This is a genomic window from Streptomyces sp. NPDC102467 (genome assembly GCF_044765445.1).
Lineage (GTDB): Bacteria > Actinomycetota > Actinomycetes > Streptomycetales > Streptomycetaceae > Streptomyces.
Window position 1 is genome coordinate 305,483 of the sequence record NZ_JBIWKA010000008.1, and the last position, 22,693, is coordinate 328,175.

At 69.5% G+C, this 22,693-nt stretch carries 21 protein-coding genes and 1 tRNA gene; 8 read left to right on the top strand and 14 right to left on the bottom strand.

From position 1 onward, the window contains the following. Positions 1-10: 10 nt before the first annotated feature. The 3 genes from ACIREE_RS19075 to ACIREE_RS19085 are packed head-to-tail and all read left to right on the top strand — an operon-like array spanning position 11 to position 2,649. Positions 11-637: an aminodeoxychorismate/anthranilate synthase component II gene (locus ACIREE_RS19075; protein WP_404153344.1), complete on the top strand. Its 627-nt coding sequence runs from the start codon at positions 11-13 to the stop codon at positions 635-637. Next, on the top strand, positions 634-1,866 hold the full coding sequence (locus ACIREE_RS19080; RefSeq protein ID WP_404152980.1) for a class E sortase: 1,233 nt from the start codon (positions 634-636) through the stop codon (positions 1,864-1,866). The genes ACIREE_RS19075 and ACIREE_RS19080 overlap by 4 nt, the downstream gene beginning before the upstream one ends. 48 nt (positions 1,867-1,914) lie before the next feature. Beyond that, positions 1,915-2,649: a class E sortase gene (locus ACIREE_RS19085; RefSeq protein WP_404152983.1), complete on the top strand. Its 735-nt coding sequence runs from the start codon at positions 1,915-1,917 to the stop codon at positions 2,647-2,649. A gap of 95 nt (positions 2,650-2,744) precedes the next feature. Here the strand turns inward: ACIREE_RS19085 and ACIREE_RS19090 are convergent, their stop codons facing one another. The 7 genes from ACIREE_RS19090 to ACIREE_RS19120 form a co-directional block, all read right to left on the bottom strand. Beyond that, entirely contained in the window at positions 2,745-3,815 is a 1,071-nt protein-coding gene (locus ACIREE_RS19090) for a restriction endonuclease (RefSeq protein WP_404152986.1), read from the bottom strand. A gap of 210 nt (positions 3,816-4,025) precedes the next feature. After that, entirely contained in the window at positions 4,026-6,029 is a 2,004-nt protein-coding gene (gene pknB / locus ACIREE_RS19095; RefSeq protein WP_404152989.1) for a Stk1 family PASTA domain-containing Ser/Thr kinase, read from the bottom strand. A 207-nt stretch (positions 6,030-6,236) separates the two neighbouring features. Further along, a complete protein-coding gene (locus ACIREE_RS19100) occupies positions 6,237-7,706 on the bottom strand; it encodes a peptidoglycan D,D-transpeptidase FtsI family protein (protein WP_404152991.1) in 1,470 nt (489 codons plus the stop codon). Further along, a complete protein-coding gene (locus tag ACIREE_RS19105; protein ID WP_404152993.1) occupies positions 7,703-9,133 on the bottom strand; it encodes an FtsW/RodA/SpoVE family cell cycle protein in 1,431 nt (476 codons plus the stop codon). The genes ACIREE_RS19100 and ACIREE_RS19105 overlap by 4 nt, the downstream gene beginning before the upstream one ends. A gap of 25 nt (positions 9,134-9,158) precedes the next feature. After that, positions 9,159-10,769, bottom strand: a complete 1,611-nt coding sequence (locus ACIREE_RS19110) for a Stp1/IreP family PP2C-type Ser/Thr phosphatase (RefSeq protein WP_404152996.1) — start codon at positions 10,767-10,769, stop codon at positions 9,159-9,161. Positions 10,770-10,906: 137 nt separating this feature from the next. Then, complete coding sequence (locus tag ACIREE_RS19115) at positions 10,907-11,425, bottom strand: FHA domain-containing protein (RefSeq protein WP_404152999.1); 519 nt, start codon at positions 11,423-11,425, stop codon at positions 10,907-10,909. A 10-nt stretch (positions 11,426-11,435) separates the two neighbouring features. Further along, complete coding sequence (locus ACIREE_RS19120; protein ID WP_404153002.1) at positions 11,436-12,302, bottom strand: FhaA domain-containing protein; 867 nt, start codon at positions 12,300-12,302, stop codon at positions 11,436-11,438. Positions 12,303-12,737: 435 nt separating this feature from the next. On the opposite strand from ACIREE_RS19120, the gene ACIREE_RS19125 reads away from it, so the two are divergent. Beyond that, positions 12,738-12,821, top strand: a tRNA-Leu gene (locus tag ACIREE_RS19125). Between the two features lie 145 nt (positions 12,822-12,966). On the opposite strand, the gene ACIREE_RS19130 is transcribed toward ACIREE_RS19125, so the two are convergent. Further along, a complete protein-coding gene (locus ACIREE_RS19130) occupies positions 12,967-13,620 on the bottom strand; it encodes an FMN-dependent NADH-azoreductase (RefSeq protein ID WP_404153004.1) in 654 nt (217 codons plus the stop codon). 261 nt (positions 13,621-13,881) lie between these two features. Here ACIREE_RS19130 and ACIREE_RS19135 point away from each other — a divergent pair, with 261 nt between their 5' ends. The 4 genes from ACIREE_RS19135 (at position 13,882) to ACIREE_RS19150 (ending at position 17,638) form a co-directional block, all read left to right on the top strand. Further along, positions 13,882-14,202, top strand: a complete 321-nt coding sequence (locus ACIREE_RS19135) for a winged helix-turn-helix transcriptional regulator (protein ID WP_404153007.1) — start codon at positions 13,882-13,884, stop codon at positions 14,200-14,202. A 302-nt stretch (positions 14,203-14,504) separates the two neighbouring features. Then, entirely contained in the window at positions 14,505-15,938 is a 1,434-nt protein-coding gene (locus ACIREE_RS19140; RefSeq protein WP_404153346.1) for a DUF2252 domain-containing protein, read from the top strand. Positions 15,939-16,359: 421 nt separating this feature from the next. After that, positions 16,360-17,187, top strand: coding sequence for a J domain-containing protein (locus tag ACIREE_RS19145; protein ID WP_404153010.1), 828 nt, complete (start codon positions 16,360-16,362; stop codon positions 17,185-17,187). Positions 17,188-17,290: 103 nt separating this feature from the next. After that, positions 17,291-17,638 carry a rhodanese-like domain-containing protein gene (locus tag ACIREE_RS19150; protein WP_404153013.1) on the top strand — a complete coding sequence of 116 codons (348 nt, stop codon included), beginning with the start codon at positions 17,291-17,293 and terminating at the stop codon, positions 17,636-17,638. Between the two features lie 33 nt (positions 17,639-17,671). Here the strand turns inward: ACIREE_RS19150 and ACIREE_RS19155 are convergent, their stop codons facing one another. The 6 genes from ACIREE_RS19155 to paaA form a co-directional block, all read right to left on the bottom strand. Next, positions 17,672-18,826, bottom strand: coding sequence for an acyl-CoA dehydrogenase family protein (locus ACIREE_RS19155; RefSeq protein WP_404153016.1), 1,155 nt, complete (start codon positions 18,824-18,826; stop codon positions 17,672-17,674). Positions 18,827-18,956: 130 nt separating this feature from the next. Beyond that, positions 18,957-20,075, bottom strand: a complete 1,119-nt coding sequence (paaE, locus tag ACIREE_RS19160) for a 1,2-phenylacetyl-CoA epoxidase subunit PaaE (protein ID WP_404153019.1) — start codon at positions 20,073-20,075, stop codon at positions 18,957-18,959. Next, on the bottom strand, positions 20,075-20,641 hold the full coding sequence (gene paaD / locus ACIREE_RS19165; RefSeq protein ID WP_404153022.1) for a 1,2-phenylacetyl-CoA epoxidase subunit PaaD: 567 nt from the start codon (positions 20,639-20,641) through the stop codon (positions 20,075-20,077). Before paaD ends, paaE begins: the two co-directional genes overlap by 1 nt. Continuing rightward, on the bottom strand, positions 20,635-21,369 hold the full coding sequence (gene paaC / locus ACIREE_RS19170; RefSeq protein ID WP_404153024.1) for a 1,2-phenylacetyl-CoA epoxidase subunit PaaC: 735 nt from the start codon (positions 21,367-21,369) through the stop codon (positions 20,635-20,637). Before paaC ends, paaD begins: the two co-directional genes overlap by 7 nt. Continuing rightward, positions 21,366-21,683: a 1,2-phenylacetyl-CoA epoxidase subunit PaaB gene (gene paaB / locus ACIREE_RS19175; RefSeq protein WP_404153027.1), complete on the bottom strand. Its 318-nt coding sequence runs from the start codon at positions 21,681-21,683 to the stop codon at positions 21,366-21,368. The genes paaC and paaB overlap by 4 nt, the downstream gene beginning before the upstream one ends. Beyond that, positions 21,680-22,678 carry a 1,2-phenylacetyl-CoA epoxidase subunit PaaA gene (paaA, locus tag ACIREE_RS19180; RefSeq protein ID WP_404153030.1) on the bottom strand — a complete coding sequence of 333 codons (999 nt, stop codon included), beginning with the start codon at positions 22,676-22,678 and terminating at the stop codon, positions 21,680-21,682. Before paaA ends, paaB begins: the two co-directional genes overlap by 4 nt. Positions 22,679-22,693 lie beyond the last annotated feature (15 nt).

Below are 22,693 nucleotides of genomic sequence, written 5' to 3' on the forward strand. Positions count from 1 at the left end.
GAAGACGCGCATTCTCGTGGTCGACAACTACGACAGCTTCGTCTTCAATCTCGTCCAGTACCTGTATCAGCTGGGTGCCGAGTGCGAGGTGCTGCGCAACGACGAGGTGAGCACGGCGCACGCGCAGGACGGGTTCGACGGGGTGCTGCTCAGTCCGGGGCCCGGCGCTCCCGAGCAGGCCGGTGTCTGCATCGAGATGGTGCGGCACTGTGCGGCGACCGGTGTGCCCGTCTTCGGCGTCTGCCTCGGGATGCAGTCGATGCAGGTCGCGTACGGCGGTGTGGTGGGCCGGGCGCCGGAGCTGCTGCACGGCAAGACGTCGCTCGTACGGCATGAGGGCGGGGGTGTCTTCGCGGGCCTGCCGGACCCGTTCATCGCGACGCGCTACCACTCGCTGGCCGCGGAGCCCGGCACCGTACCGGACGAGCTCGAGGTGACGGCGCGGACCGAGGACGGCATCGTGATGGGGCTGCGCCATCGTGAACTGCCCGTGGAGGGCGTCCAGTTCCATCCGGAGTCCGTCCTTACCGAGCACGGGCATCTGATGCTCGCGAACTGGCTCGCCGAGTGTGGGGACAAGGGGGCGGTGGGCCGGTCGGCCGGGCTCGCGCCGGTCGTAGGCAGGGCCTCGGCGTGACCGCGCTGCGCCCCGAGCAGGGCGGCGCCGGCGGGTTCGAGGAGGCCGTCGGGCGCCTCGACGATCCGCTGAACGACCCTCTGCCGGGGCAGCACCCGTCGCCGTGGTTCCGGGCGGAGGGTGCGCAGCAGGAGGAGTCGGGGGCGGGGCCGGAGGCGGAGCGGCTGGAGCCGGAGCCGGAGTGGTACGACCCCGAGGGGTATGCGCAGGATTGGTACGGCGGCGTTCCCGTCACGCCGCAGGAGCCGGTGACGTCGACCGTGCGCAATGCCGTGCGGGACGACGAGACCGTCGCTCTGCGGACTGCCGACACTCGGCGAATAGTGGAATCCGAGCCCGGTCCTGAGTCCGTGTCGGAGCGTGAGCCGGAGACGGCGTCCGGGGCGCCTGGCGTTACCGCGCCCGTTGTTACCGGTGGCCGGGCCGCGCGTAGAAAGGCCGCCAAGAAGGGTGGTGGCGGCAGACGGCGTGCGGGAGAGCCTCAGGAGGCCACCGCAGAGGACGACGGGAAGCCGCTGACGCGCGTCGAGGCGCGGCGGGCGGCGCGGGCGGCCAAGCCCACCGCCGGGGTCGTGGCGAGCCGGGCGATCGGTGAAGTGTTCATCAGCATCGGGGTGTTGATGCTGCTGTTCGTGACCTACCAGCTGTGGTGGTCGAACGTGCGGGCTCACAGTCTCGCGGGCAGCGCCCGGCATCACCTCGAGGACGACTGGGCGAGCGGTAAGGGCAAGCCGGACTCGTTCGAGCCCGGGCAGGGTTTCGCGATTCTCTACATACCGAAGCTGGACGTCGTCGTGCCCATCGCGGAGGGCATCAGCAAGACGAAGGTGCTCGACAAGGGCATGGTCGGGCATTACGGCGAGGACAGCATTCCTACCGCGATGCCGGACGCGAAGACGGGTAATTTCGCGCTCGCGGGGCATCGCAATACGCACGGCGAGCCGTTCCGGTACATCAACCGTCTTCAGCCGGGCGATCCGATCGTGGTCGAGACGCAGGACAAGTACTACGTGTACAAGATGGCGAGCGCGCTGCCGCAGACGCCTCCGTCGAACACGTCGGTGATCAATCCGGTCCCCGCGGGTTCCGGGTTCACGAAGGCGGGTCGCTACATCACGCTGACGACCTGCACTCCCGAATTCACCAGTACGTATCGAATGATCGTCTGGGGCAAGATGGTCGAGGAGCGGCCGCGCAGCAAGGGCAAGCCGGACGCGCTCGTCGGCTGAGCCGGCAGCGGCATGGGGCACATCAGCACAGGGACGGGGCAATAGGCAGTGGGAGCGACGACCGACCACGAGGAAGAGGCGGACACGAAGGCCGCCTCGCCTCCGCCCCGGCGCGGGCGTATCGCGACAGCTGTGAGTGTTTTCGGTGAACTGCTCATCACCGTCGGCTTGTTGCTCGGCTTGTTCGTCGTCTATTCGCTGTGGTGGACGAATGTGATGGCCGACCGTGCCGCGCACCGGCAGGGGGACAAGGTGCGTGACCATTGGTCGCAGGACACCGGTCCTGGTGCTCTGGATACGAAGGACGGCATCGGGTTCCTGCACGTGCCGTCGATGAGCAAGGGCGAGGTTCTGGTCGAGAAGGGCACGACGTCCAAGATCCTCAACGACGGTGTCGCCGGCTACTACACGGATCCCGTGAAGGCGTCGCTGCCGACCACCGGCAAGGAGGGGAACTTCTCGCTGGCCGCGCACCGGGACGGGCACGGTGCCAAGTTCCACAACATCGACAAGATCAAAAAGGGCGACGCGATCGTCTACGAGTCCAAGGACAAGTGGTACGTCTACAAGGTCTACGACATTCTTCCGGAGACCTCGAAGTACAACGTGGATGTGCTGGGGCAGATCCCCAAGGAGTCGGGCAAGAAGAAGGCCGGGCACTACATCACGCTGACGACGTGCACGCCGGTCTACACGTCGCGGTACCGGTATGTGGTGTGGGGCGAGCTGGAGCGGGTCGAGAAGGTCGACAGCGATCGGACGCCGCCGGCTGAACTGAAGTGACCTGGCCGGCGCTGAAGTGACCGGACCTGAAGTGAGCTGACCGGCCCTGTCGGGGCCGGTCATTTGGCAGGGTTTTCGGCACGTGGCCGGTGTGCTCAGCCGAGGATCTGAAGCGGTGCGCCCGTGCTCCACTCGTCCAGCAGTCCGCGGTGAACGGGGGTGACGCCTCCGTCGTCGGCGATGTTCAGGGCCTCTGGGGTGAAGGGGCATGTGGCCACGTAGAGGGCGACCTCCGAGGGCCGCAGGACCTTCGACGCCCCGATGAACTTCTGGACGTGGGGGCTGTGGATGGAGAGGTAGGGGGCGAACCTCTTGCACTGGACGGCGATGCGTCGTCCGTCGGGGGTGAGCGCGGTGATGTCGATGCCCCGGTCTCCTGGGCCGCCTTGCACGACGACGTCGGTGCAGCCGTCGCGGCGCAGCAGCATGGCGATGTGGTGTTCGAACTGGCGGCCGTTCATGGCGTCCATGGCGGCCATGGCCTTGGTGAGGGGCAGCTCGTCCAGGGGGCCTTCGAGGCGGCGCAGCCGGGCGTGGTGCTGGCGGAGGCGGCGTTCGACGTGCTGGACTCCGGCGCGCAGGGCGAGCAGTTCCCTGCGGTGTTCGCTCGATGTCTCGATCAGTGCGTTGAACATGGGGACGACGGTTTTGCCGAGGGTGTGGGCGATGCGTTGGTCGATGCGTTGATCGAGATGGGCGTCGACGACGTTGAGGTCGTCGGGGGCAGGGGTGGCCGGGGTGTCGGCTGGTTGGGTGCGGGCCAGGTACTCCATGTCCAGGAGGTAGGTGCGGACTCGGCGGGCCACGTCGCTCTCGCGCAGGAGCATGGCGACGTTGAGGACGGCTCGGCGGGACCAGAGGGCGAGGCTGGAGCGCCGCTGTGGATAGTCGGCGGATGAGAAACTCACGGTGAGGTTCTGATATTTCTGCAGGTCAGGGCCGCGCAGTACGTGGAGGCCGTTGGATTCGAGTTCTTTCCTGTGGCGGCTGAGCAGGTTGTTGATCACTGTCTCGGCGACTTCGAAGTAGACCGCCACCATGGCGGTCGTCACGTGTGTGTCGTCCGGGAGCAGTGACAGGGTTTTGACCTTGTCGAGGACGGTCGTGTGGTCGCGCACGCTGTCGCGGAGGGTTTTCGATTCCAGTAGGACGGTCTCGTTGATCACCGGGTGGGTCCCTTCGGTCGGTGGGAGTGGCGGAGTGGCAGCGCTGGTGGAGCGCTGTCGGTGTTCCGCCGTATCCGGTCAACGAGTCAGGACATACGAAGATGTTCTCGGATGAAGGGCGTATGTACGGCTGGTCCGGGTTCGGCAAAGGGCGGAGCCCCGATCCCTGGGTCAGGGATCGGGGCTCCGTTGTGAGCTGGGGGTGACGGGTCAGCCGTCGTTGCCTCCGATGAAGCCGCCGCCGCCACCGCCGTTGTTGCCGCCGCCGCCGCCACCGATCGTGGTCAGGGTGACGGTGGTGTTGGCCGGGTCGGACGGGGTGTTGGCGGCCGGGTCCTGCTGCATGACCCGGGCGTTGTCGTCCCCGTTGCTGCCGCCGGCGATCTGGATGTTGGTGAAGCCGGCGTCCTGCAGGATCTTCTTGGCGTCCTTGACGGTCTGGCCCATGACGCTCGGGACGGGCTTTTGTGCGGCTGCCTTCGCGACCTTCAGCTGGACCGTGGATCCCGGGTCGGCCGTGGTTCCCGCGGCGAGGTTCTGGGAGAAGACCTTGCCTGCTTCGACTCCGGCGTTCTCCTCCTCGGTGCAGCTGGCCTTGAGGCCGTTGGCCTCGAGCTGGGAGGTGGCCTGGTCGCAGGTGAGGTTCTTACCGCTGGAGACGTCGGGGACCTGAGAGGTCGCCTTCTCCTTGGCGACGGTCAGGGTGATCGCGGTGCCCTTTGCGATCTTGGTGTCGCCTTCGGGGTCCTGCTTGATGACCTTGCCCGCGGTGCGTTCGGACTCCTCGGTCTTCTTGGTGATGTTGGTGAAGCCCTTGTTGCTCAGCGTCGACACGGCCTCGTCGTAGGAGAGGCCCTTCACGTCCGGGATCGCGACCTTCGGCGCCCCTGTCGACATGCGGACGGTGATCGTGTCGTTCTTGGCGAGCTGGCCGTCCTTCGGGTCCTGCTCGCAGACGTGCTTGGCGGGCTGGTCGTCGCACGCCATGCTGTCGCCGCGGACGACCTTGAGGTCGACGTTCTCGGCTTTCTGCTTGGCGCCCTCGAACGTCTCGCCCGTCAGGGTCGGCACGTCGATCTTGTCGTTGCTGGAACTGCTGTCGCTGGAGACGTACTTCCCGATCAGGATCGCTCCGACCAGGACGAGGATGCCCGCGAGGACGAGCAGGATCGTCGACGTGCGGTTCTTGCCCTGTTTGCGGCGGGTGGGGCGGTCGTCGTAGCCGTAGCCGCCGTCGTCCGGGTTGACCGGGGGCAGCATCGAGGTGGGCGCCGCGCCGTTCTGCGGGTGCAGCATCGCCGTCTGCTGGTCCCCGTAGTCGCCGGACTGGCTGCCGTAGCCGACCGCGCCCATGGCGGCGGTGGCGGCGACGGGACGGCCGTCTAGGCAGGCCTCGATGTCGGCGCGCATCTCGTCGGCCGACTGGTAGCGGTAGTCGGGGTCCTTGGTGAGGGCCTTGAGGACGATCGCGTCCATCTCGGGCGTGATCTCGCCGTCGAAGACGCTCGGGGCCTGTGCTTCCTCGCGTACGTGCTGGTAGGCGACGGCGACCGGGGAGTCACCGACGAACGGCGGCCGGACGGTGAGGAGCTCGTAGAGGAGGCAGCCCGTCGAGTACAGGTCGGAGCGGGCGTCGACCTGTTCGCCCTTGGCCTGCTCCGGGGAGAGGTACTGGGCGGTGCCGATGACCGCGGCGGTCTGCGTCATCGTCATGCCGGAGTCGCCCATGGCGCGGGCGATGCCGAAGTCCATGACCTTCACCTGGCCGGTGCGGGTCAGCATGACGTTGGCCGGTTTGATGTCGCGGTGGACGATGCCCGCCCGGTGCGAGTACTCCAGGGCCTGGAGGATGCCGACGGTCATCTCCATGGCGCGCTCCGGCAGCAGCTTGCGGCCGCTGTGCAGGAGTTCACGGAGTGTGGAGCCGTCGACGTACTCCATCACGATGTACGGGATGGAGACCTGGTCGACGTAGTCCTCGCCTGTGTCGTACACCGCCACGATCGCGGGATGGTTGAGCGAGGCGGCCGACTGGGCCTCCCGGCGGAACCGGGCCTGGAACGACGGGTCGCGTGCGAGGTCCACCCGCAGCGTCTTCACCGCCACGGTGCGGCCGAGCCGGGAGTCATGCGCGAGGTAGACCTCGGCCATGCCACCACGGCCGAGCACATGGCCCAGCTCGTACCGGCCGCCGAGGCGACGCGGCTCTTCCATGGTTACCTACCAGCCCTCTCCGTCGGTCCCGACCGTCCCGTGCGGGGTCGGGCGGTGTGCTGTCCGGGCATACCGTACCCGGCTTGCCCGACATGACCTGGCCACCACCGTGACCCGTGACAGGACCGGTATCGCCACGTGCGTCTATGTGAAGAATGGGTGACCGGGCTCACAAGGGAGGGTGAAGTTCCTTGTGGCCCGTGTCTCCTACTTGGTGTCGAGGACGGCTTTCATGACGTCCTTCGCGATGGGGGCGGCGAGGCCACCACCGGAGATGTCCTGACGGCTGGCCGCGCTGTCCTCGACCACCACGGCCACGGCGACCGGCGAGCCCGAGCTCGTTTTCGCGTACGAGACGAACCAGGCGTACGGGTTCTCGCTGTTGTCGACGCCGTGCTGGGCGGTACCGGTCTTGCCGCCGACGGTGACGCCCGACATGTTGAGCTTGGCGTTGCCGCCGGTGCCGCCGGGGTCGTTGACGACCGTCTCCATCATCGACTGGAGCTTCTGCGCGTTCACCTCGGAGAGCGGCCGGCTCATCTCCTTCGGCTCCGTCTTCTCGATCGTGTCGAGGTTCGGGGCCTTCAGCTCGTCGACCATGTACGGCTCCATGAGCTTGCCGTCGTTGGCGATCGCGGAGGCGACCATGGCCATCTGGAGCGGCGTGGCGGCGGTGTTGTACTGGCCGATGGAGGACAGGGCCGTCTGCGACTGGTTCATGTCGTCGTCGAAGTTCGACGCGTTGGAGCGGACCGGGACGAACTGCTGCTCGTTGAAGCCGAACTTCTCGGCTTCCTTGACCATCTCGTCGTTGCCGAGGTCGGAGCCGATCTTGCCGAAGACGGTGTTGCAGGAGACCTTGAGGGCGACCCGCAGCGTCGCGTTCTTACAAGGGATGTTGCCCTCGTTCGGCAGCGGCTGCGTGGTGCCCGGCATCGTCCACGGCAGCGGTGTCTCGGTCGCCTTGTCCGGGTCGTACTTACCGCTCTCCAGTGCGGCCGCGGCCGTGACCAGCTTGAACGTGGAGCCCGGCGGGTACGTCTCGCGCAGCGCCCGGTTCAGGAGCGGCTTGTCCTTGTCCTTGTCGAGCTTGCCGAACGTCTTGCTGTCCTTGGTGGAGTTGCCGGCGAAGACCGAGGGGTCGTACGACGGCGTGGAGGCCAGCGCGAGGATCTTGCCGGTGGAGGGTTCGATGGCGGCGACGGCACCCTTGCCGCGGGTCTTCAGGCCGTCGTAGGCGGCCTTCTGGGCCTTGGCGTTGAGGGTGGTGGTGACGTTGCCGCCCTCCTTCTTCTTGCCGGTGATCATGTCGAGGGTGCGGCGGAAGAAGAGCCGGTCGTCGTTGCCGGTGAGGATGCCGTCCTCGATGGACTCGATCTGGGTGGCGCCGACGATCTGTGAGGCGTAGCCGGTGACGGGCGACCACATGGGCCCGTCCTTCCAGGTCCGCTTGTACTTCAGGTCGGTGCCGGAGGTCGCCTTGGAGCCGGTGACGGGCTTGCCGTCGACGATGATGTCGCCGCGCGGCTGGGCGTAGCGCTCGATGGTGACGCGGCGGTTCTTGTCGTTGGTCTGCAGGGCGTCCGCCTGGACGTACTGGATCCAGTTGTCGCGGATCAGCAGGGCGAGGACGAGCAGACCGCAGAAGATCGCGATGCGGCGCAGGGGCTTGTTCACGGTCGGACCACCTGGGTCATCTCGGCGTCGGGGCTGGGTGCGGGCGAGGGCGCCGGGCGGCGGGCGGTGTCGCTGATGCGGATGAGGATGCCGATGAGTGCCCAGTTCGCGATGACGGAGGATCCGCCGTAGGCGAGGAACGGCATGGTCATACCGGTCAGCGGGATGAGGCCCATGACGCCGCCGGCGACGACGAACACCTGGATGGCGAAGGCGCCGGCGAGGCCGACCGCGAGCAGCTTGCCGAAGGGGTCGCGGGCGGCGAGGGCGGTGCGTACGCCGCGCTCGACGATCAGTCCGTAGATGAGCAGGATGGCCATGACGCCGGCCAGGCCCATTTCCTCGCCGTAGGTGGCGAGGACGAAGTCGGAGTTGGCGGCGAAGCCGATCAGGTCGGAGTTGCCCTGGCCGAGGCCGGTGCCGAGGACGCCGCCGGAGCCGAACGCCATCAGGGACTGGGCGATCTGGTCGGAGCCGGTGGACTGGATGACCGCGTCGGAGAACGGGTTCAGCCAGGCGTCGACGCGCTCTTGGACGTGTGGTTCGAAGGTGGCGACGGTGACCGCGCCGACGGCGGACATCAGGAGGCCGAAGACGATCCAGCTGGTGCGCTCGGTGGCGACGTACAGCATGACGACGAACATGCCGAAGAACAGCAGCGATGTTCCGAGGTCGGTTTCGAAGACGAGGATGAGGATCGACATCGCCCAGACGACGATGATCGGGCCGAGGTCACGTCCTCGGGGGAGGTACAGGCCCATGAAGCGGCGGCTGGCGAGGGCGAGTGCGTCGCGCTTCACCATCAGGTAGCCGGCGAAGAAGATCGCGATGACGATCTTGGCGAATTCGCCGGGCTGGATGGAGAAGCTGCCGACGTGGATCCAGATCTTGGCGCCGAACACGTTCATGCCGAGGCCGGGGACGAGCGGGAGCAGCAGCAGGATGATGGAGCCGACCATCGAGATGTACGTGTAGCGCTGCAGGATGCGGTGGTCCTTGAGCAGCATCAGTACGCCGACGAACAGGGCGATGCCGATGGCGGAGTACATCAGTTGCTTGGGCGCCGAGGGGCTGAAGGCTCCGTAGGCCAGTTTGCCGAGGCGTTGGAGCCGCTCCGACTGGTCGAGCCGCCAGATCATGACGAGGCCGAGGCCGTTGAGGAGCGTCGCCAGCGGCAGGAGCAGCGGGTCCGCGTACGCCGCGAATTTGCGTACGACGATGTGGGCGACGCCGGCGAGCAGGCCGAGGCCGAGGCCGTAGCCGAGCAGGCCGGCGGGGAGCGTGCCGTCGATGGCGAGGCCCACGTTGGCGTAGGCGAAGACGGGGATGACCACGGCGAACGCGAGGAGCGCCAGCTCGGTGTTGCGGCGGCTGGGTGCGCCGATCGCGCCGATGGTCGACGTATGGGTCGTGGAACTACTACTCATGGCGTGCTGTGGCCCCCAACGGCTTCTACTGCTGTGCGCACGCCTTGGCCAGCTGCTGCTCTTCCTCGGAAAGAGTGGGGCCAGGGGTGGGCGTGGGAGAGGACGGTGACTTCGTCTTGCCGGACGGCGAGTTCGACGGGTTGGGCGTGGGTGTTTCGGTGCGGTACGACGTCTTGGTCGCGGTGCCGCCGGTAGTGGTGCCGCCAGTGGTGGTGGCGCCTGTGGTGGTGCCGCCAGTGGTGGTGGCGCCTGTGGTGGTGCCGCCGGCTTCGCCCTCGCCGGTCTTCGCGTTGTTCTTGTTGTCGGCCTGCTGCCGCTCGGCCTGCTTCTTGCAGGCGCCGGCCTGGGCGGACAGCTCGTCGATCTTGTCCTGGGCGGCTGCCAGGTCGCCTTCGGCGATCGTCGCGTCGACCTGCTTCTTCTGGTACGGAGGCAGGTACTTGAGCTCGATCTCCGGGTGGTCCTTCTCGACCTTGGACAGGCTCACCCAGGCGAGATCCTGGTTGATGCCGCGGTAGAGCGCCACGTGCGTGTCGTTCGAACCGACGAAGTACTGGGTCTGCGTCCAGCGGTACCCGCCGTAGAGGCCGCCGCCGATGACGGCGAGGGCGAGCACGATGTAGACCGATCTCTTGAGCCACCTGCGGCCGCGGCGCGGCTTGACGAAGTCTTCGTCGGAGTACGCGCCGAAGCCCCCCTCGGGTGCGTAGCCGTCGGTGTCGCCGCTGCCGGGTGGGCCGAACTCGCCGCCACCGCCGCCCCCGGCCTGGCCGGGTACGGGGCGGCCCAGGTTGGAGGCGCGGCCCGCGGGGGTCTCCATGGCGCCGCCGTCGTGCAGCTGGTGCTGGTTCTCGGCGACGGCGCCCACGATGACCGGGGCGTCGGACATCTGGCCGGCGAGGGTGTCGCCGCTGTCGATGTCGAGGACGTCCGCGACGATCACGGTGACGTTGTCGGGGCCGCCGCCGCGCAGCGCCAGCTGGATCAGGTCCTGGACCGTCTCCTGCGGGCCCTGGTAGCTGGCGAGCGTCTCCTCCATCGTCTGGTGGGAGACGACGCCGGACAGGCCGTCGGAGCAGATCAGGTACCGGTCGCCGGCCCGCACCTCACGGATGGAGAGGTCGGGTTCGACGTGGTCGCCGCTGCCCAGCGCGCGCATCAGCAGCGAACGCTGCGGGTGCGTGGTGGCTTCCTCTTCGGTGATGCGGCCCTCGTCGACGAGGCGCTGTACCCACGTGTGGTCCTGGGTGATCTGCGTGAGCACGCCGTCGCGCAGCAGGTACGCGCGCGAGTCGCCGACGTGTACGAGGCCGAGCCGCTGCCCGGTCCACAGGAGGGCGGTGAGGGTGGTCCCCATGCCTTCGAGCTGGGGGTCCTCCTCGACCATCATGCGGAGCTGGTCGTTGGCCCGCTGCACGGCGGTGCCCAGCGAGGTCAGGATGTCGGAACCCGGCACGTCGTCGTCGAGCGCGACGATGGTGGAGATCACCTCGGAGGAGGCCACCTCGCCGGCGGCCTGGCCCCCCATGCCGTCGGCGATCGCGAGCAGCCGTGGACCGGCGTAACCGGAGTCCTCGTTGCCCTCGCGGATCATGCCTTTGTGCGATCCGGCGGCGAAGCGCAGTGACAGACTCATGCGCACCTGCCCCGTTGATTCTGACTCCGGGTACATCCGCACGGTGCCCACCCTCCGGTCGGGAGCGCGCCGGTGCCCTGTTCGTGGACCGCCGCGTCGGCTCGCTCGCTCCGCTCGCGCTCATTCATGATGTAGCACTACTTCCGCAGCTCGATGACGGTTTTGCCGATGCGGATCGGTGCGCCCAGCGGGACCGGCGTGGGAGTCGTGAGACGGGTCCGGTCGAGGTACGTGCCGTTGGTGGACCCGAGGTCCTCGACGATCCATTGGCCGTCCCGGTCCGGATAGATCCTGGCGTGCCTGCTGGACGCGTAGTCGTCGTCCAGGACGATCGTGCTGTCGTGTGCGCGGCCGAGCGTGATCGTCTGCCCCTGCAGGGCCACCGTCGTACCCGTGAGGGTGCCTTCGGAGACGACCAGCTTGGAGGGCGCGCCACGGCGCTGCCGGGCGCCGCCCTGCTGCTGGCGCTGGGGCGTTGGTGGCGCGGCGGGCTGCCGCGCCGTTTGTTGTGGGCGCGCGCTGTCGCGGCGCGCGCCGCGCTGTGTGACGCGCGTACCGAACAGGTCGCTGCGGATGACCTGGACGGCCACGATCACGAACAGCCACAGTACGGCTAGGAAACCCAGCCGCATGACCGTCAGGGTCAGCTCTGACATTGCCCCCGCTTCACCCTTCGGCTTGCCGATAAACGATGGTGGTTTGGCCCACGACGATCCGCGAGCCGTCGCGGAGCGTAGCGCGGGTGGTGTGCTGTCCGTCCACCACGATGCCGTTGGTGGACCCGAGATCCTGGATCGTCGAGGGCGTGCCGGTCCGGATCTCGCAGTGCCGGCGCGAGACGCCGGGGTCGTCAATCCGTACGTCCGCCTCGGTGGAGCGGCCGAGCACGAGGGTCGGCCGGGAGATCTGGTGGCGGCTGCCGTTGATCTCGATCCAGTGGCGTACGCGGGTACCGGGCAGGGGGCCCGCGCCGGGGCGCTGGGCCGCTGCTGCCGGGCCCTGGGCCGGTGCCGGTGATGCAGGGGACGCTGTCGGGCGGCCGGGCGGCGGTGCGGACGGCATCGGCGGGGCGGCGGCGTGCTGCTGCGGGCTGCCGTAGCCACCGGGCGCCTGGTTGGGGCGGGCCGCGGTGGGGCGGTCGGGCTGGGCCTGACTGGTGGACGACGCGAGGGTGCGGCTGCGTACCCGGTACAGACCCGTGTCCAGGTCCTCCGCCTTCTCCAGGTGCACCTTGATGGGGCCCATGAAGGAGTAGCGCTGCTGCTTCGCGTAGTCGCGCACCATGCCGGACAGTTCGTCGCCGAGTTGTCCGGAGTAGGGGCTCAGGCGCTCGTAGTCCGGCGCGCTCAGCTCCACGATGAAGTCATTGGGGACGACGGTCCGCTCGCGGTTCCAGATCGTCGCGTTGTTGTCGCACTCGCGCTGCAGTGCGCCCGCGATCTCGACGGGTTGCACCTCGGACTTGAAGACCTTGGCGAAGGTGCCGTTGACCAGACCCTCGAGCCGCTGCTCGAACTTCTTCAGGACTCCCATGGGGCACCTCCTCCTTCGTAGCCGCCCTGCTTGCCGATGTTGCCTTGGCTGCCGTGCCCGCTCGTGCTGCCCTGCGGGCCGCCATCTCGGTACTGCTTACTGATCGTATCCACGCGTCGGGAAATCGGCTGGTTCCCCCTGTCCGCCCAGTCGATGAGTGTCGACGCTCACAGCCCTTCTATGAAGGATCGTAGAGGTGGCCTCAGGACAGTGTCCCGTACGCGGCTGTGGAGCGGCCGGAGTCCTGGTGAGCCCGGGCGAAGTGGCTGGAGTGCGGACCGGAGTACGGCGAGGTCCGGCGCGGTTCGCCGTGTCTCGTGCCCGCCCGGGGCCTACGGAAACGGATGTGAATCCACCCTCTGCAGCGTGCTAATCTTCTGGATGTCGGAAGGCGCCCACCCCGAAAGGGCGAAGGAGCCGGAGGACACACCCAATGCGCGGGTGGCGGAATAGGCAGACGCGCTGGATTCAGGTTCCAGTGCCCGAAAGGGCGTGGGGGTTCAACTCCCCCCTCGCGCACAGTTGAAAGCCCCGTAGGTCTTCGGACCTGCGGGGCTTTTGCGTTGCCCTGCCGGGTGGTCGGCGGTCGCGTGTCCGTCCGGGCGGGGCGATGCGAAGGCGCCGCGGGCCGGTGGCCTGCGGCGCCCTGTGGGTTATGTCACCTTCACGCGGCGAAGCGCGAGGCGAGCTCCTTGCCCTTCGCGGCGGCGGACTGGAGCGCCTGCTCGCGGGAGGCCTCGTAGAGCGGGACCAGCTCGGCCATGGCCGGGTTGCTCGGGGCCATGGTCAGCTCAGGGACGATGAAGTCGAGGTCCAGGCCGAGGGTGTCGCGCAGTGTCGCTTCCAGGTAGTTCTGCACGTACTCCATGCCCGCGCGCGGGGTGCCCGGCGCGTAGGAGCCGCCGCGGCTGGCGACGACTGTGACCGGAGTGCCCTGGGCGGACGGCGTCTCTACGCCGGCGGTGCGGCCGATCAGGATCACGTTGTCCAGCCAGGCCTTCAGCGTCGACGGGATCGCGAAGTTGTACATCGGGGCGCCGATCAGGATGGCGTCCGCCTGCTCCAGCTCCTCTATGAGCCGCACGCGCGCGGTGAAGGCGGCGGACTGCTCGACCGTGTGCGTGGCCGGATCCAGGAAGCCGGCGATGTGGGCGTCGGCGGAGATGTGGGGCACCGGCTCCGCGGTCAGGTCGCGGTAGACGACCGTGCCGTCGGGGTGCTGCTCCTGCCAGGCCTGGCGGAACGCGTCCGTGACGGTGCGCGAGGCCGAGGCGGGGCCGGAGAAGACGGACGAGTCGAGGTGCAGCAGTGTGGCCATGGTGTTTCTTCCACTGGGGTCGGGGTGTAGTTCAATACGTAACTAGTAATAGCACAGGGACTTACTTTTTTTCATCCCCATACGAGAAAGCAGTACTCTGGGCGCATGGCGGGTAACGGGGAAGAGACGGGCGGGGCGGGCAGTACGGGTTGCGCGGGCGCGGGAGTTGGCGTCGGTGCGGGTGCGGGTGCGGGTGCGGGTGCCAGGGTCGGGGTCGGTGTCGTTGGGGAGCCTCAGGCGTGTGCCGGGGTCGACATCGGGATGACGCGCGTCTTCGGGCTGCTGGGCAAGCGCTGGACCGGGCTGATCGTGGCCGTCCTGATGCACGGGCCGGTGCACTTCGCGGATCTGCGCAGGGCCATCCCCGGGATCAGCGAACGCATGCTCTCCGACCGACTCACTGAGCTGGGCGGGGCCGGCCTCGTCGTGCGCCGGGTCGACGAGGGGCCCCCGCTGCGCGTCTCGTACCGGCTCACGACGGCGGGTTCGGCGCTGGAGCCCGCGCTGTCGGAACTCGGGACGTGGGCCGAGAAGTATCTGGGGGGCGAGGGCGGGACGTGTCCGGGGGAGTTCCGGACGTAGAGCGGGGGCGGGGCTGGGGGGTGGGCCGGGTGCGGGTCGTGCCCGGTTTTGGTGCGGGGTTTTCCACAGTCGGCGGGTTTTCCACAGGCTCTGACGGGGTTTTCCGGGCGGCGGTACGGTCGTGACGGATTGCAGCGGTGAGTAGGGCGTATGCGGTCCCGTAGGGGATGGGGGAGGCGGTCGGCATGGGTGAACGCGGCGAACGCGGAGTCGGCGAACGCGGAGTCGGCGAACGCGGAGTCGGCGACGCGGTGGTGGATGACGCGGTGGTGGATGCAGGGGTGGGTGGAGGGGTGAATGCGATGGTGACGGTGGCGTGGCAGGGCGGGGTGCGGGGAGTGCGGCGGTTGCCGCGGGTGGCCGGGTTCGCTGGGCGGGCCGGCTCGGAGGGCTCGGGGCAGTCGCCGAAGGCGGTCGGCAAGGCGCTGCGCGAGCAGGTGCCGCGGTCCTCGCACGCCGAACTCGACTTGAGTGCGGACCGGCCGGATGCCGTCGAGGCCGTTGAACAGTCCAACCACGGGCGTATCGCCGAGCTGACCCCGATCCGCGTCGGACGCATGACCGCGACCCCCTTCGCCTTCCTGCGCGGATCCGCGGGCCTGATGGCGCACGACCTGGCGCGCACACCGCTGACCGGCATCGGCGCCCAGATATGCGGCGACGCCCATGCCGCCAACTTCGGGCTGTACGCAGATGCGCGCGGTGGCCTCGTCATCGACCTGAACGACTTCGACGAGACCGCGCACGGCCCCTGGGAATGGGACGTCAAACGGCTCGCCGCCTCGCTCGTGCTCGCCGGCCGGGAGGCCGGGGCGGACGAGGACATCTGCCGGAGTGCGGCACACGACGCGGCGGGCGCCTACCGGCGCACGATGCGGCTGCTCGCCAAACTGCCCGCGCTCGACGCGTGGAACGCGATCGCGGACGAGGAACTCGTCTCGCACGCCGACGCCCATGACCTGCTCGGCACCTTGGAGCGGGTCTCGGAGAAGGCGCGGAACAACACCAGCGGGCGGTTCGCCGCCAGGTCCACGGAGGTGGTCGAGGGCGGCGGGCGGCGGTTCGTGGACGCGCCACCGGTCCTGCGCGGGATATCCGACGCGGAGGCGGAGACCGTCGCCGCCTCGCTCGGCGCGTATCTGGAGACCCTGTCGCAGGACCGGCTGCCCCTGCTCGCGCGGTACGCGATCCACGACGTGGCGTTCCGTGTCGTCGGCACCGGCAGCGTGGGGACCCGGTCGTACGTGGTGCTGCTGCTCGACCACCGGGGTGAGCCGCTCGTCCTGCAGGTGAAGGAGGCGCGGCCGTCCGCGCTGCTGCCGCATCTGGCCACGGTCGGGTTCGAGGCGGCCGCCGTCGAGCACGAGGGGCGGCGTGTGGTGCTCGGACAGAAGCGGATGCAGGTGGTCAGCGACAATCTGCTGGGTTGGACCACGGTGGACGAACGGCCTTTCCAGGTGCGGCAGTTCAGGAACCGTAAGGGCAGCGTCGACCCGGCCGCGCTCGCCGCCGACCAGGTGGACGACTACGCGCGGATGACCGGCGCGCTGCTCGCCCGCGCTCACGCCCACAGCGCTGACCCGCGGCTGATCTCTGGGTACTGCGGGAAGAACGAGGAGCTGGACGAGTCCGTCGCGTCCTTCGCGATGGCCTACGCGGACCGGACAGAGGCCGATCACGGGGAGCTGGTGCGGGCTGTGCGGGAGGGGCGGGTCGCGGCGGAGACCGGGGTGTGAGGTCGGGCGGGCGGCGCGTGAGGTCGGGGTGGGGGGTCGGAGTGTGAGGTCGGGGTGGGAGTTCGGGGTGGGGGGCAGAGTGTGAGGTCGGGGTGGAAGTTCGGGGTGTGGGGGGGGGGCAGAGTGTGAGGTCGGCGTGTGAGGCCCGGGCATCGGGGTGGATGGGGGCGTGAGGTCGGTGTGCGGGGGCGGGGCGTGAGATCGGTACGTCGGGCGTGTGCGGTCGGGGTGCGAGATCTGGGCGTCGGGGTGGATGGGGCGTGAGGGCGGTGTGCGGGATCGGGGCGTGAGATCGGTGACCTGCGCCGCTTGTACAGGTGGAGGGCGGCCCCGGGCCGGGAGGTCGCCGGTTCCGCTTCAGGTCGCTTTCGGGTGCTTTCGGTTCGAGGGGGGTGGGGAGCGCGTGCCCTAGGCTGGACGGGTGACGACCCCGGAGACCGATGTGGCAGAGCAACCGGAGGAGCAGTCTCGGGAGCGGCCCGAGGCGCGGCTCGAGCGGGCGGTGCGCGCTGCTGAGCAGGCGCTGATCGAGTTCGAGATCGCGGTGGAGACGTTCCGGGTCGAGGTGGAGAACTTTTCGCGGCTCCACCACCAGAAGCTCGGGCCGATGTACACGCGGCTCGACGAGCTGGAGGCGTTGATCGCGGAGGCGACGGCGACGCGTTCCGGTGATCCGGAGGACCGGCGCAAGGCCGATGAGGCGCGGGCGCGGGTGATGCCGATGCCGGGCGTCGAGGAGCTGTTCCACGGGTGGATGGACGGGGACGGACTGTTCCCGGAGGCCGCCGCGATGCTGACCGAGCAGACGGTGCGGCCGCCGCAGCGGGTACGGCCCAGCGATGAGGCTCGCAAGCTCTACCGGGAGCTGGTCCGCAAGGCCCACCCGGATCTCGCGCAGGACGACGAGGAGCGGGGCCGGCGCGACGAGTTCATCGCGAGGGTGAACGCGGCGTACGGGCGCGGTGACGAGGCCCTGTTGCGGGAGCTGGCCGAGGAGTGGGCGGCGGGTCCTGTGCCGCCCGAGCGGGAGTCGACGCCGAGCGAGGAGTTGTACGCGCGCCTTGAGTGGCTGGCGCAGCGCAAGGAGTTGCTGGCCGCAGTGGCGCAGGAGCTGGAGGAGAGCGCGATCGGCGCGATGCTGCGGATGGCGCCGGAGGACCCGGACGCGCTGCTCGACGATATTGCCGAGCAGTTGCTCGCGCAGGTTTCCGAGCGGGAGTCCGAGCTGGAGCGGCTGACCGCGTCCTGACCGCGTCCTCACTGCGGACTGAGTGGACTGACTGCGTCCTGACCGCTGCCCGGCCTTCGGTGGGCGGGCGGGGTGCGGGGTGCGGTCGGGTAGCGTCGGGGGCATGGTTTTCGGTTCTGGTGTGCCCACGGTCGGTGTCGACGAGCTCAAGGCGGATGATTTCCTCCTCGACGTCCGCGAGGATGACGAGTGGCAGGCGGGTCACGCCGCGGGGGCGTTGCACATCCCGATGAGCGAATTCGTCGCCCGTTACGGCGAGTTGACGGAGGCGTCGCCGCAGGACGGCCGGGTCAGCGTGGTCTGCCGGGTCGGCGGGCGTTCCGCTCAGGTGACGCAGTATCTGCTGCAGCAGGGCGTCGACGCGGTGAACGTGGCCGGTGGCATGCAGGCGTGGGAGGCGGCAGGCCGGCCCGTCGTGGACGACAACGGGCAGCCGGGCTCCGTGCTCTGAGCTGTTTCTCTGCCTGATCTGCCTTCTTGCGGGTCAGCCCAGTGGGTGGGCGGCGAGGAGGTCGCCGAGTATCTCTTCGTGGGCGGCGGCCGGGCCGAGCGAGAGCTCCAGGTGTTTCGCCCAGGCGTGGTAGCGGTGCAGCGGATACTCCGTGTCCGCGCCGAAGCCGCCGTGCAGGTGCTGGGCGGTCTGCACGATGCGCCGTACGCCGTCGGACGCCCAGGTCTTGGCGACCGCCACGTCCCCGGCGACGGGGAGCAGGCCGGTGGCTCCGCTGCTCAGTCGCCAGGCGGCCTGCCACAGGGTGGCTTCCATCGCGCGCAGGTCGATGTAGCGGTCGGCGGCCTGCACGGCGACGGCCTGGAACGTGGCGATGGGGTGCCCGAACTGTTCGCGCTTGCTCGCGTAGTCGCTGGTCATCTTGAGGACGCCCTCGCCCAGGCCGAGCGCGAGCGCGCAGGTGCCGGTGGCGAGCAGGTCGTGCAGCAGGGGCCAGGCGGCCGGGTCCTCGATGACGTCGTGCGGTGTGACGCGGGCGCCGTCGAGGCGGAGCTCGGCGAGGCGCTCCCCGGTGGTGGAGAACTGCTCGGCGAGGGTGCGACCCGGCAGGTCGGTTGCCGGTCCCGGCAGTAGCGCGAGCACGGTGGCTCCCGCGGGGGTGTGGGCGGGCACGATGATCCGGTCCGCGTTCAACGCCCAGGGGACCGCTGTCTGGGTGCCGTCCAGGAGCCAGCCGCCGTCGGCCGCGTCGGGATCGCGCCGGGCGGTGACGGCGAGGTCGGCCGCGTCGTGTCCGGTACGGCCTGCGGAGGCGACGGTGAGGACAAGCTCGCCGCGCCCCGCGCCGGGCAGGATTTCCTGCTTCAACTCCTCGCCGCCGTAGGCCCCTACGGCCGCGGCGGCCGCGCTGTGTTCGAGCAGCGGCACCCGGGCCAGGACCTTTGACGCCTCGCGCAGTACGAGGCAGAGCGCGATGGCGTCCAGGCCCGCGCCGCCGTGCTCCGGTGCGATCAGCAGGCTCAGCAGGTCGGCGTCGGCGACCTTGGCCCACAGGGCGCGGTCGAAGTCGTCGGCCACGGCGCCGGCGGTGAGCGCCGGGCTGGGTACCCCGTCGGGGGCGACCGGTGTGAACACCGCTTTTGCCGCCTCGACGGCCGCCTGCTGCTCCTCGGAGAAGGTGAAGTCCACCGGCTGTCCTCCCGATCGGTTCGTCCTGGGCGCCGCGATCTGACGGGCCGTCAAGATAGAACAGGTTCTACGAGAAGGGAACAGGCCGGTGCCGGGCGCGGGGATGCGGGGTGCGGTGGTTCGCGGGCTCTCAGCGGTCGAAGTCCAACTCCACCTTCTCCGTGGAGGGATGGGACTGACAGGCCAGAACGTAGCCCGCCTCGGTCTCCTCGGGCTCCAGCGCGAAGTTGCGGTCCATCCGGATCGACCCTGAGACGAGGAAGGCACGGCACGTTCCGCATACGCCGCCCTTGCAGGCGTAGGGCGCGTCCGGCCGGTTGCGCAGCACTGTTTCCAGGAGGGATTCGCCGTCCTCGACCGGCCAGGTACCGGAGCGGCCGTCGAGCTGTGCGGTCACCATGCTGTGCGCGGGTGACGGAGCCGCCGCCGCGCGGGCAGGCGCGGGCCCGTCGTCCACATGGAAGATCTCTTCGTGGATGCGCTCGCGCCGCACGCCCAGCCCGCGCAGCGCCCGCTCGGCGCCCTGCACCAGTCCGTACGGCCCGCACAGGAACCATCCCGCCACCGCGTCGACCGGGAGCAGTGCGGGAAGCAGCGCCGCGATCCGGTCCTGGTCGAGGCGGCCCGAGGCCAGGCCTGCCTGTTGTTTTTCCCGGGAGAGTACGGTGACCAGCTGGAACCGGTCGGGGTAGCGGTCCTTCAGGTCGGCGACCTCTTCGAGGAACATCGTCGAGGCGGTGGTGCGGTCGCTGCGGATCAGGCAGAACCGGGCCTGGGGTGCCCGCTCCAGGAGCGTGCCGGCGATGGACAGGACCGGGGTGATGCCGCTGCCGCCGACCACCGCGGCGTAGTGCCCGGGTGCCGGGTCGAGGGTGAACCGCCCGGCCGGGGTCATCACCTCCAGCTCGTCGCCGACGGCGATCTCCTTGTGCGCGTACGTCGAGAAGGCGCCGCCGTCGACGAGGCGTACTCCGACCCGTAGCGCCCTGGGTGCCTCGTCGGCCGGGGCCGTGGAGCAGATGGAGTACGTACGGCGGATCTCCGCGCCGTCCGCGGTGCGGCGCAGGGCGAGGTGCTGGCCCGGTGCGTGCCGGAATGCCTCGCGCAGTTCCGTGGGCACGGTGAAGGTGAGAGCCACCGCGTCGTCGGTGAGCCGGTCGACGGCTGTGACGCGGAGCCGGTGGAAGCGGGCTCTCGCCGTCCCGGCGGTCGTCTCTCCGGCTGGTCCTCGGCCCGCTCCTTGAGCCATCACAACTCCTTGAAGTGGTCGAAGGGCTCGCGGCACGACAGGCAGCGGCGCAGCGCCTTGCAGGCGGTGGAGGAGAAGCGGCTGAGCAGCTCGGTGTCGGTCGCTCCGCAGTGCGGGCAGGCGAGAGGGGCGGCGTCCCGGGCCGGGTCGGGCAGGTGCCGGGTCGGGCCGAGGGCGACGGTGACCGAACCGGTGGCCTGGCCTGTGGGTGGGCGGGTGCTGCGGGGCGGGGCTATGCCGAACTCCGCGAGCTTGCGGCGGCCTTCTGGAGTGATGTCGTCCGTGGACCAGGCGGGCGCGAGCACGGTGTGGACGGTGACGTCGGGGATGCCGTGCTCGTGCAGGACGCGCTCGATGTCGCTCGCCATGGCCTCGATCGCGGGGCAGCCGGTGTATGTGGGGCTCAGCTCGACCTCGACGCGGCCGGGGCCGCGTGTGTGCACGGCGCGCAGTACGCCCAGCTCCTCCAGGGTCAGTACGGGCAGCTCGGGGTCGGGCACGGAGCCGGCCAGTTGCCGCAACTCCGCTTCGAGGGGTGTTTCCTGGTCGTGGGCGAGGGTCACCATGACGCCCCCGGGTGGCTGCGGTGCAGGTGCTGCATCTCGGCGAGCATCGGGCCGAACGGCTCGGTGTGCAGGCCCTGGCGCCCTGCTCCGGCGCGCCAGGCTCCGGCTTGGGGGGTGTCGGGCACGCTCAGGGTGGCCTGGAGCAGGACGCCGCTCACGGTGGACGTCCAATCGGTCTGTGTCTGCGGCCAGTTGATGTCCAGGCCGGGGACGGGCTGGAACATTTCGCCGGTGAAGCGCCACAGCGCGTCGACCGCCCGCTGCATGCGCGCGTGACTTTCCTGGGTGCCGTCGCCGAGGCGCAGCGTCCACTGCCGGGCGTGGTCCTGGTGGTAGACGACTTCTTTGACTGCTTTCGCGGCCAGCGGGGCGAATTCGCTGTCTGCGTCGGCCAGTTGCGCGTACATGAGCTGCTGGTAGGAGGAGAAGTAGAGCTGGCGGGCGATGGTGTGGGCGAAGTCGCCGTTCGGCTGCTCGACCAGCTGGAGGTTGCGGAAGGCACGCTCCTCGCGCAGATACGCCAGCTCGTCCTCGTCGCCGACCATGGCGAGCAGGAGGCGGGCCTGGCCGAGCAGGTCGAGGGCGATGTTCGCCAGGGCGACCTCTTCCTCCAGGACCGGGGCGTGGCCTGCCCACTGGCCGAGGCGGTGCGAGAGAACCAGGGCGTCGTCGCCGAGGGCGAGCGCGGCGGTGCCGGTGGGGCCGAGTGCTTCGCGGTCGGTGGTCACAGGTGCTTCACCCCCTCCGGGATCTCGTAGAACGTCGGGTGCCGGTACGGCTTGTCGGCGGCCGGCTCGAAGAACGGGTCCTTCTCGTCCGGGGAGGAGGCGGTGATCGCCGCGGACGGCACGACCCACAGGGAGATGCCCTCGCCGCGGCGCGTGTAGAGATCCCGCGCGTTGCGCAGGGCCAGCTCCGCGTCCGGGGCGTGCAGGCTGCCGGCGTGTGTGTGGGAGAGGCCGCGGCGGGAGCGCACGAAGACCTCCCACAGGGGCCAGTCGGGGGCGCCGCCGCCCGCCTTCGGGGTCGGGGTGCCGCTCATGCCGCCCTGCCTTCCGAGGTCGCTGCCGTGGCGTGCTTGGCCGCGTGCGCCGCGGCGGCCTCGCGTACCCAGGCGCCCTCGTCGTGGGCGTGCCTGCGCTGGGTGATGCGCTGTTCGTTGCACGGCCCGTTGCCCTTGAGGACTTCGTGGAACTCGGGCCAGTCGATCGGGCCGAAGTCGTGCTGTCCCCGCTCCTCGTTCCACTTCAACTCCGGGTCGGGGAGCGTCAGTCCGAGGGATGCGGATTGTGGGACGCAGATGTCGACGAAGCGCTGGCGCAGTTCGTCGTTCGAGTGCCGTTTGATCTTCCACTCCATGGACTGTGCCGAGTGCGCTGACTCGTCGTCGGGCGGGCCGAACATCATCAGGGACGGCCACCACCAGCGGTCCACGGAGTCCTGGGCCATGGCGTGCTGGGCTTCGGTGCCCCGGCTGAGGGCGAGCAGCAGTTCGTATCCCTGGCGCTGGTGGAAGGACTCCTCTTTGCAGACGCGGACCATCGCGCGGGCGTAGGGGCCGTAGGAGCAGCGGCACAGCGGTACTTGGTTCGTGATCGCGGCGCCGTCCACCAGCCAGCCGATCGCTCCTACGTCGGCCCAGGTCAGCGTCGGGTAGTTGAAGATCGAGGAGTATTTCTGGCGGCCGCTGTGCAGCTTGTCGAGCAGCTCGTCGCGGCCTGTGCCGAGGGTTTCCGCCGCGCTGTAGAGGTACAGCCCGTGGCCTGCCTCGTCCTGCACCTTGGCCATGAGGATCGCTTTGCGGCGCAGGGAGGGTGCGCGGGTGATCCAGTTGGCCTCCGGCTGCATGCCGATGATCTCGGAGTGGGCGTGCTGCGCTATCTGGCGTACGAGCGTCGCCCGATAGGCGTCGGGCATCCAGTCGCGGGGCTCGATGCGCTCGTCCGCCGCCACGGCGGCGTCGAACGCGGCCTGGAATCCGGCGGTGCGGTCCGCGTCCGTGCCGGCTGCCTGGTGGTGCGGGGCTGCTGTCGCCATTCCCGGTCCCCCTCG

Coding starts and splice junctions, on each gene's coding strand:
- pknB (WP_404152989.1), bottom strand. CDS start 6,029: ATGGAAGAGCCGCGTCGCCTCGGCGGCCGGTACGAGCTGGGCCATGTG.
- ACIREE_RS19105 (WP_404152993.1), bottom strand. CDS start 9,133: ATGAGTAGTAGTTCCACGACCCATACGTCGACCATCGGCGCGATCGGC.
- ACIREE_RS19110 (WP_404152996.1), bottom strand. CDS start 10,769: ATGAGTCTGTCACTGCGCTTCGCCGCCGGATCGCACAAAGGCATGATC.
- ACIREE_RS19115 (WP_404152999.1), bottom strand. CDS start 11,425: ATGTCAGAGCTGACCCTGACGGTCATGCGGCTGGGTTTCCTAGCCGTA.
- ACIREE_RS19120 (WP_404153002.1), bottom strand. CDS start 12,302: ATGGGAGTCCTGAAGAAGTTCGAGCAGCGGCTCGAGGGTCTGGTCAAC.
- ACIREE_RS19130 (WP_404153004.1), bottom strand. CDS start 13,620: ATGGCCACACTGCTGCACCTCGACTCGTCCGTCTTCTCCGGCCCCGCC.
- ACIREE_RS19135 (WP_404153007.1), top strand. CDS start 13,882: ATGACGCGCGTCTTCGGGCTGCTGGGCAAGCGCTGGACCGGGCTGATC.
- ACIREE_RS19140 (WP_404153346.1), top strand. CDS start 14,505: ATGGTGACGGTGGCGTGGCAGGGCGGGGTGCGGGGAGTGCGGCGGTTG.
- ACIREE_RS19150 (WP_404153013.1), top strand. CDS start 17,291: ATGGTTTTCGGTTCTGGTGTGCCCACGGTCGGTGTCGACGAGCTCAAG.
- paaE (WP_404153019.1), bottom strand. CDS start 20,075: ATGGCTCAAGGAGCGGGCCGAGGACCAGCCGGAGAGACGACCGCCGGG.
- paaD (WP_404153022.1), bottom strand. CDS start 20,641: ATGGTGACCCTCGCCCACGACCAGGAAACACCCCTCGAAGCGGAGTTG.
- paaB (WP_404153027.1), bottom strand. CDS start 21,683: ATGAGCGGCACCCCGACCCCGAAGGCGGGCGGCGGCGCCCCCGACTGG.
- paaA (WP_404153030.1), bottom strand. CDS start 22,678: ATGGCGACAGCAGCCCCGCACCACCAGGCAGCCGGCACGGACGCGGAC.